The sequence below is a fragment of the Curtobacterium sp. MCJR17_055 genome (genome assembly GCF_003224335.1).
In the GTDB taxonomy this organism is placed as follows: domain Bacteria; phylum Actinomycetota; class Actinomycetes; order Actinomycetales; family Microbacteriaceae; genus Curtobacterium.
The window spans coordinates 152,440-165,685 of record NZ_QKLF01000005.1; the positions used below are offsets into that span (position 1 = coordinate 152,440).

At 69.8% G+C, this 13,246-nt stretch carries 17 protein-coding genes; 3 read left to right on the top strand and 14 right to left on the bottom strand.

Annotated features, from left to right (window positions below):
* The first annotated feature begins 237 nt into the window (after positions 1 to 237).
* The 3 genes from DEJ16_RS12580 (at position 238) to DEJ16_RS12590 (ending at position 1,630) form a co-directional block, all read left to right on the top strand.
* Complete coding sequence (locus DEJ16_RS12580) at positions 238 to 426, top strand: hypothetical protein (protein ID WP_110825371.1); 189 nt, start codon at positions 238 to 240, stop codon at positions 424 to 426.
* A 110-nt stretch (positions 427 to 536) separates the two neighbouring features.
* Entirely contained in the window at positions 537 to 1,394 is an 858-nt protein-coding gene (locus DEJ16_RS12585) for a tyrosine-type recombinase/integrase (protein ID WP_146232880.1), read from the top strand.
* Positions 1,395 to 1,447: 53 nt separating this feature from the next.
* A complete protein-coding gene (locus DEJ16_RS12590; RefSeq protein WP_110825369.1) occupies positions 1,448 to 1,630 on the top strand; it encodes a hypothetical protein in 183 nt (60 codons plus the stop codon).
* A 1-nt stretch (position 1,631) separates the two neighbouring features.
* On the opposite strand, the gene DEJ16_RS12595 is transcribed toward DEJ16_RS12590, so the two are convergent.
* From DEJ16_RS12595 to DEJ16_RS12660, 14 genes are all read right to left on the bottom strand, one after another.
* Positions 1,632 to 3,293, bottom strand: a complete 1,662-nt coding sequence (locus DEJ16_RS12595; RefSeq protein WP_110825368.1) for a hypothetical protein — start codon at positions 3,291 to 3,293, stop codon at positions 1,632 to 1,634.
* A gap of 8 nt (positions 3,294 to 3,301) precedes the next feature.
* The gene (locus DEJ16_RS12600) at positions 3,302 to 3,574 is read right to left on the bottom strand and encodes a hypothetical protein (protein WP_110825367.1); all 273 of its coding nucleotides are present in this window, start codon (positions 3,572 to 3,574) and stop codon (positions 3,302 to 3,304) included.
* Positions 3,574 to 4,224 (bottom strand): hypothetical protein, encoded by a 651-nt coding sequence (locus DEJ16_RS12605; protein ID WP_110825366.1) that lies wholly within the window; start codon positions 4,222 to 4,224, stop codon positions 3,574 to 3,576. Before DEJ16_RS12605 ends, DEJ16_RS12600 begins: the two co-directional genes overlap by 1 nt.
* Entirely contained in the window at positions 4,221 to 4,580 is a 360-nt protein-coding gene (locus DEJ16_RS12610) for a DUF2746 domain-containing protein (RefSeq protein ID WP_110825365.1), read from the bottom strand. The genes DEJ16_RS12605 and DEJ16_RS12610 overlap by 4 nt, the downstream gene beginning before the upstream one ends.
* 1 nt (position 4,581) lies before the next feature.
* Positions 4,582 to 5,136, bottom strand: coding sequence for a hypothetical protein (locus DEJ16_RS12615; protein WP_110825364.1), 555 nt, complete (start codon positions 5,134 to 5,136; stop codon positions 4,582 to 4,584).
* Between the two features lie 2 nt (positions 5,137 to 5,138).
* Positions 5,139 to 6,572 carry a hypothetical protein gene (locus tag DEJ16_RS12620; protein ID WP_110825363.1) on the bottom strand — a complete coding sequence of 478 codons (1,434 nt, stop codon included), beginning with the start codon at positions 6,570 to 6,572 and terminating at the stop codon, positions 5,139 to 5,141.
* Positions 6,572 to 8,401, bottom strand: coding sequence for a phage tail tape measure protein (locus DEJ16_RS12625; RefSeq protein ID WP_110825362.1), 1,830 nt, complete (start codon positions 8,399 to 8,401; stop codon positions 6,572 to 6,574). Before DEJ16_RS12625 ends, DEJ16_RS12620 begins: the two co-directional genes overlap by 1 nt.
* Before the next feature lie 108 nt (positions 8,402 to 8,509).
* On the bottom strand, positions 8,510 to 8,842 hold the full coding sequence (locus DEJ16_RS12630) for a hypothetical protein (RefSeq protein ID WP_110825361.1): 333 nt from the start codon (positions 8,840 to 8,842) through the stop codon (positions 8,510 to 8,512).
* A gap of 2 nt (positions 8,843 to 8,844) precedes the next feature.
* Positions 8,845 to 9,225 (bottom strand): HK97 gp10 family phage protein, encoded by a 381-nt coding sequence (locus DEJ16_RS12635; RefSeq protein WP_110825360.1) that lies wholly within the window; start codon positions 9,223 to 9,225, stop codon positions 8,845 to 8,847.
* A complete protein-coding gene (locus tag DEJ16_RS12640; RefSeq protein WP_110825359.1) occupies positions 9,225 to 9,659 on the bottom strand; it encodes a hypothetical protein in 435 nt (144 codons plus the stop codon). Before DEJ16_RS12640 ends, DEJ16_RS12635 begins: the two co-directional genes overlap by 1 nt.
* Before the next feature lie 8 nt (positions 9,660 to 9,667).
* Positions 9,668 to 10,039 carry a hypothetical protein gene (locus DEJ16_RS12645; RefSeq protein WP_110825358.1) on the bottom strand — a complete coding sequence of 124 codons (372 nt, stop codon included), beginning with the start codon at positions 10,037 to 10,039 and terminating at the stop codon, positions 9,668 to 9,670.
* Positions 10,036 to 10,377: a hypothetical protein gene (locus DEJ16_RS12650; RefSeq protein WP_110825357.1), complete on the bottom strand. Its 342-nt coding sequence runs from the start codon at positions 10,375 to 10,377 to the stop codon at positions 10,036 to 10,038. The genes DEJ16_RS12645 and DEJ16_RS12650 overlap by 4 nt, the downstream gene beginning before the upstream one ends.
* A gap of 2 nt (positions 10,378 to 10,379) precedes the next feature.
* The gene (locus tag DEJ16_RS12655) at positions 10,380 to 12,014 is read right to left on the bottom strand and encodes an HK97 family phage prohead protease (RefSeq protein ID WP_110825356.1); all 1,635 of its coding nucleotides are present in this window, start codon (positions 12,012 to 12,014) and stop codon (positions 10,380 to 10,382) included.
* On the bottom strand, positions 12,007 to 13,215 hold the full coding sequence (locus DEJ16_RS12660) for a phage portal protein (protein WP_181419587.1): 1,209 nt from the start codon (positions 13,213 to 13,215) through the stop codon (positions 12,007 to 12,009). The genes DEJ16_RS12655 and DEJ16_RS12660 overlap by 8 nt, the downstream gene beginning before the upstream one ends.
* Positions 13,216 to 13,246 lie beyond the last annotated feature (31 nt).

The following is a 13,246-nucleotide window of genomic DNA, read 5'->3' on the forward strand; positions in this document are numbered from 1 at the left end:
CCCGCGCCTCCGCAGCGTTGCACGCGCCATCGCGACCGCCTGTCGGACTGGAGGCGCGGCGCCGGCTGGCCCCGCGGCTCCGGTCCGACGACGCTTCCGGATCCAGCCCGGCCCGCTCGACGATCCTCCGGTGGGCCCTGCCGGGATCGAACCGACGACATCCACGGTGAAAGTGCGGCGGTTGGTGCCGCGCTCCACCGCAGGCGCGCCGCGTGTTCGCGAACTGGCGGTGGCGTGATGCAGTACCCAGCATCGGTCGCAGAGTCGGCGTGCGTCTGCCCGGAGGACTCCTACAGCTGCCTGAGCCCCGAAGCCGACATCGAGGGGTGCGAGCACTGTCGGTGGCTCGACTCCGAGGACCTGTGCCCGCAGGACCCCGACGCCGTCGAGTGGTGGAACGAGTACAAGCGCCCGTTCCTGACGTGAGCGTTCCGCGGCGCGCCTACTTGACTCTGGTGTCAGAGGCTTGTCGGCAGAATGGTGGACCGGCAACGCGGCCGGTGCCGGTTGCCCCGCCGGCCGACACGGACGGCGACGTGACTCACCACCACCTGCTCAACGATTTCGAGGACCACCAGCGCGCTGCTGGCCTCGCCCTGACCACCATCCGTAACCGATCCTCAGTCCTCCGCACCGCGACCGCCGCGTGCGGTCCGCTGCACGAGGCCACCACCCTCGACCTGCGCCGGTTTCTCGGCTCCCCCGGGTTGACCCCGGGCACACGGCGCACGTACCGCTCGGCGCTGCGGGCGTTCTACGCCTTCCTCGCGGACGAGGGCGTGTGCGAGGACCCGACAGGCCGGCTCGCGCCTGTACGGGTCGCACGTGGGCAGCCGCGCCCGTTCACCCAGGACCAGGTCGACCGCATGCTGTCGTCCGGCGCGTACCGGCGCACGCGGGCCATGATCCTGCTCGGCTACTACCAGGGGTTCCGGGTGTCGTCGATCGCCGCGGTGCACGGGCACGACGTCGACCTGGTCGGCATGACGATCCGCACGGTCGGGAAGGGTGGAAAGGATCGCACCCTGCCGCTGCACCCGACCGTCGCAGAGCTCGCCGAGACCATGCCGCGTGACGGCTGGTGGTTCCCCGCTCGAGCAGGGCGGGACGGCCATGTGTCCGGGCACTCGGTCTCGGAACTGATCACGCGCGCGAAGCGGCGCGCCGGCATCACCGACCCGAAGCTGACCGCGCACTCTCTCCGCCACGGCTTCGGGACCGACCTGGTCGAAGAGGGCGTCGACATCCGCGTCGTGCAGGAACTGATGATGCACGAGTCCCTGGCGACGACGCAGATCTACACCGGCGTCAGTGAGCACCGCAAGCGCGAGGGCCTGCACGCACTCCGGCCGCGGCCGATCCCGGAGCGTTCCGGGCGCCGCGTCGCCGCATGACTCCCGGTCCGGGACCTGACCCGAACAGGCCCCGGACCGGGTACGCTGCCCCGATGATTGATCTGCGGGCGCTGTGGGGCGCGATCTTCCCGCCGGTGCGCGGCTCCGCCGATGACGGCAGGTGCGCCCTGTGCGGACAGATGGTGACGCCAGCCGACCGAGTACACGACGAGGCCACCGGCAACGCCTTCTGCTCGACGGAGCACTACCTCGAGGGCCTGGCAGAGCGCTGGTGACCTAGACCAGCGCGAGGGCCTTCCGGGTCTGCCATGCGCGGATCGCGTCGATACCGGTCCGAGCTAGGTCAAAGTGCCCCTTCTCGTTCGGGTGCACCTGGTCGCTCGTGAGGATGTCGGTCGTCTTGTCCCAGTATCCGAACTGGTTCGGGTCGGCGACGATCACGTTCGAGAACTCCGCGGCGAGCAGGTCAACGATCGCGTTGAACGAGTTCACGGCGGCATCGGAGCCGTTCGGGAACTGCGTCGAGGCGGCGTAGTTCGCGAGGTACGGCTCCTTCATCCACAGCACCGGCGGTGGCGTGAGGCTGACAGGGAGCACTGCGTCGATGTTCAGGGCGCTGCCCCCCGTCTTGGTGAAACGGACCACGTGCCCCCTCGCGGACGCCGGCGTGCGCCACGCGTAGATGCCGGATGCCGAGATGGTCTGGTTCGACAGGTCGAGCCCGGACACGAGGACCGTGCCGGCGGTCTGGTCGGTGATGTCGACGATCACGCCGGCGGTGCCACCGCCACGGGACAGGGTGACGATGTAGGCATCACGGTTGCTCGGCACGGTGTACTCGAAGTAGGCGCCGTTCGTCGCGTTGTACGAGCTTGAGCCGTTGAGCGGGAATCCCGAGGTCTGGGACGCCCACGCGGTGCCAGTCGACTTCGTGATCCGCGGGTCGCTGTCATCGATGATCTCGGACGCGCTCAGGATCGCGAGCATCGCGCGGCCGTAGTTGGTGGCGCTGCGGAGGTCCAGATCGGTTGCTCCGCGGAGGCGCAGCGTGTTCATGAGGCACTGCAGCACGACGAGCGCTTTCGTGCCAGGAACCCACCGCGGCACCTGCGGGTCGCCGAACCCGGTGGCGCCGCCGACGCGGCCGAGGGTGTCGCCGATCGAGGACCCGCCGATCGCGCGCTTGAGGTCGTTCGCGGCGCCGCCGTCGCTCGTCGGATAGGTCAGACCGAGCGCCTTCGCGAGCCGGCGCGCCCAGTATCGGGAGGCGTCTGCGAGTCCCTGCTCTGCGAGGAACGAGTGCCCGTAGGTGATCAGCTGAGCCCGGTTGCTGATCGGCGGAGCAGACATGCCGAAGCTGGCGAGAGCGGAGTTGGTCGCCGTTCCCGGAGTCGCGATCAGGGTGGCATTCGCGTCGTCGTTCGCGATCGCGTTGACGCCCGGGAGTCCGTCCTTCCCGTCGCGGCCGTCTCGACCATCGGCTCCGGGGGCACCCGTGCGTCCATCCTCACCGCGGATGATCGGGACGCCGTTGGACGACGTGACCGGGGCGACGACGGACAGGTCAATCGTCTGGCCGGCGGGGACCGCGATCGAGAACGGGCCGTACGAGACCGGCGTGCCGGCGTAGGTCAGGCCGGTGAACGTCACCTTGTAGGTGAAGTCGCGGGGGTTGGTCTCGTCGGTGTCGGTCGCGATGAGGTTCACCGACCGCACGCCGTTCTGCACGAGGTAGCCCTGCGTGTCGAGCGTGCAGGTGATCGGGACGGGCAGGATCGTGGCCTTCTGGCCGACGACCTGGAGCGCGCGTCCCTTCGGGAGATCGGCGGTGAACGTGACCTTCCCGACGAGTGGGACCTCGTCGGGGTTGCGGTCGGTGTCGGTCGCCGTGTCGCCGACTGCGGCGAGGAATCGGCCGGTGACGGTTCCGTACTGCATGAGGTGTCCTATCCGAGTGCGTCGTCGGGCTCGGTCTTGAGCGCGTCGGGGTAGCCGGCGGAGGTCTGCTCTGCCGGCGGGCGGGCGTTCCGGACCTTGTAGGTCGCGAACGTGGTCAGCAGGGCCGTGCCAAGGCCGACCCACACGTTGTACGGCTCGGGCAGGTTCGTCAGCAGCCCGACCGAAGTGAGCCCGCCGACGCCGGTGACGATCGTCTTCGCATACTGCTGGCAGGTGGCGAGCGTGACGCGGACCTTCGTCGGCTTCTCGTGGTCGCCCATCACTTGACCTTCGCGATCTTCGCGAGCTTCTGCGCGATGACGAGCACCGCGACGAGGCGGGTTGCGAGGCCGCGCTTCGGGTCGCCGATGGCGTTCTGCACGCCGCCGAGCATCGTCTCGATGTTCTTGAGTCGGCGGTCCTGTTCCGGGGTCATGTCGTCGTCCTGTTCGTCGTGGTTGGCGGTGTCGTGCTCGATCGAGGTGGTCGGGAAGTGCGGCCGCACTTCGTCAGGCGCCCAGTCGGGGCGGAAGCGGCCGAGGATGTAGCTCTTCGGGCGGGAGCGGTAGCGGGCCTCGCGGCTGTCGGACCCGTTCGCGCCGAAGGTCTGGACGTAGCCGTTGCCGAGGTCGGCGACCATGAACTCGACGTGGTTGCCGACGCCGTTGTGCTCCCAGTCGAAGAGGAGGACGTCCCAGGGGGCGAGGTCGTCGTCGCCGGCGGCGTAGGTGCCATCGCCGGCGGTCTTGAAGTTGTCGACCCAGAGGATCGGGCCGGGCTTGCCGCCCCAGAGGACGTGCGAACAGAACGCGGCGCAGTCGTCCATGACCGGCGACGCGGTCCACGGGACGGGCAGGCGGTCGCGGGACTGGCCGGCGAGGCCGAGCGCGTAGCCGGCGGCGGCTTCTCGGGTGGTGCGCGTGAGGCTCATTCGGGCTTCCTGTCTCGGGTGTGCTCGAGTTCTTCGATCCGGTCGTCGTGCTCGCCGAGGATCGTGAGGACCCGGTCGAGCTTCCGGTCGACGCGGCCGAGGGTGCCGCGGTTCTCGTCGTGGCGCTCGTCGGCCTCTTCGCGGAGGTTGGTGGTGTGGTTGTTCTTGACCTCGTGCTTGATCGCGGCGATGTCGCGGGCGAGGGCGACGATCCAGCGGACGACCTCGCGGAGCTTCTTGATCACGTAGCCGAGCGCGGTGAGCGCGGCGAGGACGCCGGTCAGGATCGTGGTGGCGCGGCCGGCGGGGTCGTCCCAGAACGACACGACGGCGGACGCGGCCTGCTGTGCGAGCACGTCACACCACCAGCCGGCGGACGGTGAACACGGTTCCGGTGGAGTCGCTGAGGCTGGCGGCGCTGGACGTCGCCCAGGGGCGGAGCGTGTCGCCGGCGTCGAGCGAGACGGTCAGGGTGCTGACGGCGTTGAGGCCGTCCTGGAATCCGAACCGGGTGTCGTCGCTGGTGCCGTTCTTCGTCAGCCAGACGCGACCGCCCGTCGTGTTGCGGATGCTCACGGAGACGAGGTACTCGCCGCCGGAACCGGGCGGCATCGTGAGCACGCCGTCGTCCCATGCGGTCGAGCCGATGTTGTCGCCGGAGCGGTAGAGCATGCTCTCGCCGATCTGGGTGACGCCGTTGATCGCGACGCTCTCGCGGGCGCTCGCGCGGAACGAGTACGGGGTCAGCCGCTTGAGCAGGCCCTGGAGGTCAGCGCCGAGCGGCACGGCGCCGCGCTTGGCGAGGATCGCTTCCACGAGTAGCGCGTTGTCCCAGTCGACGTCAGCGATGTCGCGGGCGCGTTCGGTGGGTGCGAGCGCCGGCAGGCCGTAGAGCGGCGTGTAGCGGGGCATCGTCAGAGTCCCTTCGTGACGTTGATCAGGTCGGTGAGGCGGATGTCCGGATCGAAGTCGCGGATTCGTCCGTTGGAGAACTGGCCGAACAGGTCGGCGAGGGTGAGGTTGCTGGTCCGGTTCGAGCGGGCGGGGATCACGGTGAGGTCGTGGGTCCAGCCGCCGTCGTAGCGGAGGGTGCCGCCGATGATCTGGTACTCAGGGCCGGCGTTGTCCAGGCCGTTGAACACGGAGCCGAGGAAGTAGAGCGGGGCGTCGGTCTGGTACGGCCGGTAGAGGGCGTCGGAGGTTCCCTGCGTGAGCGGGAGCCGGCGGTCGTCCAGTCGGAGGGTCGGGAGCCGCATCTGCCCGTTCAGGGTGTTGACGATCTCGGTGATGCGGTTCGCGAGCCACCGCGGGAACGCGTTGCCGTACTGGACGGGGCCGGGTCCGGGCTCGAACTCGTCGGGGTCGCGGAACTGCGATTGCGTGTCGATCTTGAGGACCCGGTTGCCGCCGGTGGCGTCCCCGCGTGCGGTTTTCCGCTGGAAGATGGCGCCGGTGTAGATGACGCGCTTCTGGGTGCCCGGGGTCATGTTCGGGTCTTTGCCGTACCAGTTGTAGGCGATCTGAATGACGTCGATCGCGTCGGTCGAGGTGGTCTCGCCGACGAGCCCGTCCGGGACTGCGACACGCGTGGCGGGCACGAGCCGGCCGGACGGGACGGTGATGCGGATGGTCTCGCCGTCGAAGTCGAGGACGATGCTCGACGCGGTCGCGAAGCCGCCGACCTGGACTCGGTTCGTGTCGGGGTTGTAGTTCACGACGCCGAGCGGGACGAGCCGGTACACCTGAGCGATCAGCTCGAGCACGGAGCGCTGGTCGGACGCGGCCTGCCCGTGCATCCGGCGGAGCACCTGCCCGTCCGCGGTCGCCTCGGGAGCGACGCCCTCGTAGCTGTCGAAGATGCGCTTCGCGCCGAAGTTGAACAGGTTCGCCATGCGGGTGTCGGTGTACTGCTCACCCCACCCGCCGGGACCCTCGACGCTCTTCTCGCCCATCTCGCCGGGGACGACCGTGGAGGCAGCTTCGGCGAGGGTGTCGCCGGCGCTGATCGCGACGAGCCACACGGGCGCGTAGGTCTTCGTCGTGGGGTTGAAGATGACGCGGCGCTCCGGGCGCGCGGCGGCGATGCGACCGCGGAACACGACCATGTCGGGCAGGGTCGCGTGCGTGCGGGTGACGGTGATGACCTGACCGCCGAACGTGTCCGATCCGATCCACTCCCCCGTGGGGTCGATGACGATCGCGGACAGGGTCCCGGGCTCGGTCTCGTCGTAGGCGTCGCCGCGGCCCCACACGATCGACAGCCCGTCGAGCGCGACCGAGTTCCGGCCGTCCCACGTCGAGCGGATGACTCGACCCTGAATCGCGACGCGCGCCCCGAAGTCGGCCACTAGACGGCGCTCCCAGGCGTGCTGAGGCCGGTGGTGCGCTGGTACTCGCGGATCGCGCTGACGACCTCGCGGCCGATCGCGGTCTTGTCGGCGAGGGGGCCGGCCTCGACCTTGACATTGAGTGTGACGGGTCCCCCGCTGGCCTGTCCGGAGGACGACCGGCCGAAGTCGGTGGGGCTCCACCCGCCGGTGGCGGTCGGGCTGACGGTGGCCGCGGTGGTGCTGGCGACGGCCATGCGGGCGAACCGCATCGTGCCGCTCGTCTGCGCGGCGGCACGCTGGACAGTGCGGGTGGTCTTCGCGCCTCCCCCGCCGCCGAACAGGCTGGTGAGCTTGTCGAAGCCGGACCCGAAGTTGAACGTCGCGATGTCCCAGAGCGCGGAGACGAGCTTGCCGACCCAGCCGATCGCGTCCTTGATCCAGCCGACGAATCCGCCGATCTTGTCGCCGACCCACTCGACGGCGGTTGCGCCGGCCTCGCGGAACTGGTCCCAGTGGGTGACGACGAGCACGATCGCGGCGACGACGAGGCCGATCGCGACGATGATCGCGAGGATGATCCAGGTGATCGGGTTGGCGAGCCATGCGGCGTTCGAGGCCCACTGAGCAGCGGTCTGGATTGCCTGCACGGCGGCGAACACCTTCATGGCGCCGGACACGATCGCGACGGCGCCGCCGACGGCGGTGAGGACGATCGCGAGCGGGCCGAGCACGGGTGCCCACTGCTGCAGCTGGGTCAGGATCGGTTCGAGGATCGGGAGGGCGGCGACGCCGATGTCGGTGAACGTCTGCGTGGCGGCGCGCTGGAGTTTGACGAGGCCCTGGTCCTGACCGACTGTCTCGTCGAGCTTCTGAGCGGCGCCGGTGACGTCGCCGATCGCCTGCACGGCGGACGACGGGTCGAGGGCGAACAGGGCGCCGCCGAGGTCTTCCGCCTGGGTGCCGAACAGGGCGACGGCGGCGGCGTTCCGGGCGACGGGGTCCTCCATGTTGCGGAGCCCGTCGAGGACGGTCTGGAGGCCCTGCGCTGCCCCGTCGCCGCCGGCCGCGATCTGGGCGGTGGCTTCCTTCGCGTTGAGGCCGAGTGCCTCGAATCCGGCGGCGGAGGTTGCGGACCCGTCCGTCGCGCGGATCTGGAACTCCTTGAGCGCGTCGGCGACGAGGTCCGTGTTGCGGGCGCCGGCGGCGAGCCCCTGGTCGATCAGGCCGGTCGCGGTCTGCCCGTCGAGGCCGAGCGCCTGGAACAGCGCCGGGTACTCGGTGAACGTGTCGATCAGGTCTTCGCTGGCGCGGGCGTTGCCCTGGAGCCCCGCGGTGATGATGTCGAGCGCTTCGTCGGCGTCCTTCGCCATGCCGGTCCGCATCAGCTGCCCGACCGCGGTGGTCACCCCGCCGAGGTCCTGGTCGAAGGTAGTCGCGACGTCGAGCGTCTTCGCTGTGATGCCAGACAGGGACTCGTCGCTGGCCGAGCGCATCCCCTCGATGTTGCCGATGACCTGTCGCGACGCTTCGGCGACCTGGTCCATGCTGTCGCCGTAGGCGTTGGCGAAGAGGTCGCCGTTGATCCGGCCGAGTCGTTCGGACTCGGCCGGATCGAGGCCGAGTTGCCCGGCCAGCTTGTTCCCGACCTGCGCGTTCTCGACCGCGCCGATGACGCCCGCGGCGAGGGCGGCGCCGCCGGCGGCACCGGCGAGCTTGAGCCCGTCAGCGGCCTTCGCGGCGTGCTCCTGGATGCCGTCGACCGCCTTCTCTGCGTCGCGTGCGGCGCGCTGTGCGCCGGCGGCGTCGCCGAGGATGCGGACGGCGAGAACCGCGGTCTTACCCGCCACTGTGGGCCTCGTTTCTCCGGCCGATCAGGTCGACCATGGTTGCGATGTCGTCGGGGTGCTCGGTGCGCCAGACCGAGGCAGGGATGCCGGTTTCGAGGGCGAGCGCTACTAGTAGCTCGTGGGCTGACCCTCGGGGATGGATTCCCCCAGGCTCACGACCGCGTCGTCGTCGCCGGACTCGTCGTCGTCCTTCTTGAACGACACGTCGACGGCGGCATGCTCACCGCTCGAGAACTCGTCCCAGGTCTGGTCGGTCTTGTTCTCGCGCTTCGCGGCGGACCAGGCGCGGAAGAACTGCATCCGCATGGCGTTGTCGGTGAGCGAGCCCCACGCCTTGTTCTTCCGGAGGGTGGACTCGAACGCGAGGGTGTCGCCGATGTTCGGCGTGACCTCGAGCTTCTGGTCGTCGTGGGTGGTGATGACGAGGGTCGCGTTGGACACGGTCAGGCTCCTTGGATGCTGTCGAGGGTGTGTTGGACGTAGTCGGTGTAGACGGGCAGCCAGCGACCTTCGGAGTCGCGGGCGCCGTCCGAGAGGAACGGCTGGGCGGTGATGTGCCGGCGGGACCAGCCCCAGTGGATCGGGGCCGCGTACGGGACGCGGGCGGTGCCGGCGCGGATGATGCCGGCGGTCTTCGTGCCGGATGCTCGGATCGTCTGTTGCAGCCGTCCGGTGCGGCGGGGGGCGAGGTCGGCGGAGGCGTTCGCCGCGATCTGCGCGGCGTGCTTGTGCGCGGCCTTGAGTTCGGTGAAGTCGTCGCCGGCGCGGCGGAGCGACGCGCGGAGTTGCCGCGCGCCGTCCACCTGCACCAGTGCGTCGACCATCAGGCGAGGACGAGCGGGGAGCCGTCGATGTCGACCGGGATGGGCTCGCCGATGACGCGGAACTCGAAGTCGGACGTGTTCTTCTTCTTGACGTCGCCGCCGACCGTGAGCGGGACGATCGTGCAGACGCCGGACCAGCTGACGGCCAGGTTGTTCGACGGGGTGAAGAGGAACGGGACGTCCTGGAGCCGGTGCTGGTAGCACCAGAGCTCGAACGAGTCGAGGTCGTAGTCCTGGTTCGCGGTGCCCTTGAGCGCCCAGTCGGTCGAGGCGTCGCCGGCGACGGTCTCGCCGGACAGGACGGGGATGTCGTCCTCGAAGTCGCTGGACGGTTCGAGGCTGAACTTCGTCAGCTGCTGCGCGGTCTCGCGCTGGCTGGCGGTCTCGCCGAGCTTGAGCGAGCCCGGGCCGAGGACATGGGACTTGGGCGCCATGTTGGCTCCTATTCAGGGTCGGTGTAGGTGAGGAGGTAGGCGGAGAGCGGGGCGCCGGCGTTCGGCTGGAACGAGGCCGGCTCGGCGACGGTGACGTCGAGCCCAGGGGCGATCGCCGCGACGATCGAGTCGATGCGATCCCACGCGACGATGTGGTTGTCGACGGGGCCGGCGGTGACGCAGAGTTCCCACGTCGCTTCGGTCTGGTGGTAGGTCGGGAACGTCAGGCGGGGCGGGAGGATGATGACGGCGCCGTCCGGGGCGCCCTGCGGGACCTCCAGGCCGTTGATCGTGACGAGCACGCCGTCGATGCCCTCGGTGCGAACGGCGTTGTCGATCAGGTCGGCGATCTGCTGCGCGCGCTCGGTGCGGGGGCTCATGCGAGGCCCACGATCCACGGCGACAGGATCGACGTCGCGGTGTTCATCGGGTCACGGGCGAGCCGGATCGGGGCGACGTCGGCACCCTCGAACCCGACGACGCCGTTGCGGGACGCCTTGCGCCAGTACAGGTCGGCGCCGACTTCGAGGATCGCGCGCCGGCGGACGGCGGGCGGGACCGTGGCGTACGCCGTGACCCCGATCCGCTCGTCCACCAGCGCGGTTGCCTCTTCCTCGGAATCGTCGCAGAGCTTCCCCCCGAGTTCGTCTGTGCGGGCGAGACCGACGTACTCGGCGAGAGTGACGTGCTCGCGGTCCGCGTCGTCGGTGCCCGCCACGATCAGGCGCCCGCGGCCGGGTCGGCCTTGACGACGGGGATGAGCCCGCCGGGGACCTCGTCGGCGAGGGCCGTGTAGTAGTACACGGAGTACGAGTTGGTGAGGTTGACGATGTTCGCGTCCGTCAGCTGCGCGAGCGGGCTGTTGTACGCCCGGACGGCCAGCTTGTTGAGGAACTGCGGGGTGCCGTCCGTCTGCTTCGGGTCGACGCGGACCGTGACGCCGACGAGGTCGCCGGTGAGCGCGGGGACGTTGATCGTGCCGACGGCGTTGACGCCGGCGCCGGAGACGGTCATCAGCGGTCGCCCGGTGGTGTCGTTCATGTTCGCCAGCACCTTGAACGTGGCCTTGTCCACGAGCAGGACGTCGAGGCTGAGGCCCTGGTCCTCGTAGAGCCCCGCGGCGTCGATGATGCCGCCGACCCACCCGGTGTACTTCGTGAAGTCGCTCACGGTCACGGTCGTGCGGGCGGTGAGCTTGTCGGCCGCGACGCGCTTGGCGCGGAGGGCGGCGACGAACGCGCGCAGGGCGATGTTCTTGTTGCGGCCGGCGGCGATCGCGAGGGCGCGCAGGTGGGTGTCCAGCATGTTGACGCTGGAGCGCTCGATCTCCTGACGGCTGAGGGTGGTGTAGCCACCGACCGTCTGCACCGGCGCGTTGCGGGTCTTGACCTTGACGTTGCCGTAGACGAGGTCGTCGCCCTCCTTCGCCTGCACGCCGACCTGCACGGTGTTGGTGTCCAGCTCGCCGAACTCGATCGAGTTCCCCTCGGCCGGCAGCGTGCCGGTGGAGAGCAGACCGGACAGGACCGAGTTGTCCTCGATCAGCCGGGTCAGGTCGCCGACCCACGCGGGGCGGATCGTGCCGTCGTCGGCGAGCACGCCGCCCGTGTACGCGCGCTCGAGCAGGTTCTCGTACGCCTCGATCGTGTCGGAGTCGCCGCGCACGAGGGCCTGGAGCCACTGGCCGGCGCTGCGGTTGTCGGTGGCCGGGGCGACGCCACCGGCCTCACCGACGCGGGCCGTCAGCGCGTTGAACTGACGGGCGTTCTCGGCGCGCTCGTTCGCGAGCGCGGTGTCCAGCATGCGCTGGAACTCTTCGGGGTCCACGGGGTCTCCTTGGGGTGTGTGGTCGGGGCCGGGCTGGCGGTGACGGACGCTCGTGACGGTCGCGCCGTCGTAGGCGGGCATGGGGACAAGGGACACCTCACGAACGCGGACGGCGGTCCGGGTGACGTCACCGGTCTCGTCGTCGATTTCGGTGGTGATCGACTGGAACCCGACCGACATGGACGAGACGACGCCGTCGCGGAGCAGCGTGTAGGCCTCGTCGCCGCGCGGGGTCTGGGAGATTCGGGCGGTAACTTCCCAGCCCTCATCGGCGTCGCGGTGCGACACGATCCGGCCGATGGGCTCGGAGTGCCGCCAGTAGAGCAGCGCGTCGTCCGAGTCCTGGACGGCGCCGCGGGCGAACTGCTCGGTGTAGTCGCCGAACCAGTCACGGATGGACGTCGGCTGCTCCCACGGGACGGCGATGCCGGTCACCGTGCGGGACTCTTCGTCCACGGCGCGGACGTGCATCTGGCGGACGTGCAGCTGCTCGTCCGGGGCGGCGCGGTGGTGCAGGCGGTCAGGCATCGGTGTTCTCCGGGGTCGCGGGGGCGGGAGTGGTCTTCCGGGCGGCGATGCTGGTGCGCTGCGCGGCGGTGAGGGGTGGCAGGTTCTCGCGCTTGCGGACCTCGTCCTCGGTGAGCCAGCCGCCGTCGAGCGCGATCTTGTAGGACTCGTAGCGGGTCTTCGTGTCGGTGCGGAGCAGGACGTCGATCGCGAAGCGGACCGTCTGGCCGCGGACGCTGACCTCGGTGATGGCCTCTTCGATTTCGCGGAGGACGTTCATCAGCGAGAACCGGACGTAGCCGATCCAGTCCTGCTCGACGTTCGCGTAGGTCTGCGAGCCGCCCTGGACGGCGGCGAGGAACAGCGAGCCCGGGACACCCATCAGGCGGGCGATCTGCGTGGTCGAAAACTGCTGCGATTCGAGGAACTGGACGTCGGCCGGCTTGAGCAGCAGCGGCGCGTACGAGAGGCCCTTACCGAGCACCTTGACGTCGTGCGGGTTCCACCCGTCGACGTGCTCGCCGTTCTCGTCCAGGCCCTTCCACACGCGCTTGTAGAGTTCGGCCTCGTCGCGGTTGAGCGGCTGGTCGGTCTGGAGGATGCCGCTCGGCATGGACCCCTCGGAGAACCAGCCGGACCCGTAGTCGCGGGCGTCGATCGCGCCGGCGATTTCGAGGCGGGCGGCGGTGATCGGGCCAAGCCCGCGGTCCATGCCGGGGATGCTGAGGAACTTCAGGTGCTGGATGTCGTCGGTCGTCCAGTCGGCGCGGCCGTTGTAGGTGAACGTCTTCCGGCCGGTCTTCGGGTCGCTGCTCGGTGCGACCTTGCGCGGGTCGAGGACTTCGGTGTCGACCCACTCGCCGTTGAGGCGGATGATGCGGAGGAAGGCGTTGCCGTCGAGGTACAGGCACGCGGTGATCTCTTCGAGGAACCGCGATCGGGACATTGCGAGGGCCGGCCGCTGGACCATGAGCGGGGTGTCGGCGAGGGTCTGCCCGCCGCGCTCGACCACGAGCGGGAGTTGCGAGACGGCGGTGCAGTGAATCTGCACGGCGCGGAACACGGTCGAGAGGGTGAGCGCGCGCTCCTGTGTGACAGTCGCCGCGGCGGTGCGGACCGGCGGGCGGAGGGCTTTCGGCATGGTCGAGCCGTCCGTCGTCGTCGTGTCGATCGGTGCGCCGGCCCGGAAGAGGGCGGCGGTGCGGGACCAGAACGACGACATGGCAGGAACCCTCCAGGGGGCTCCTGCCATG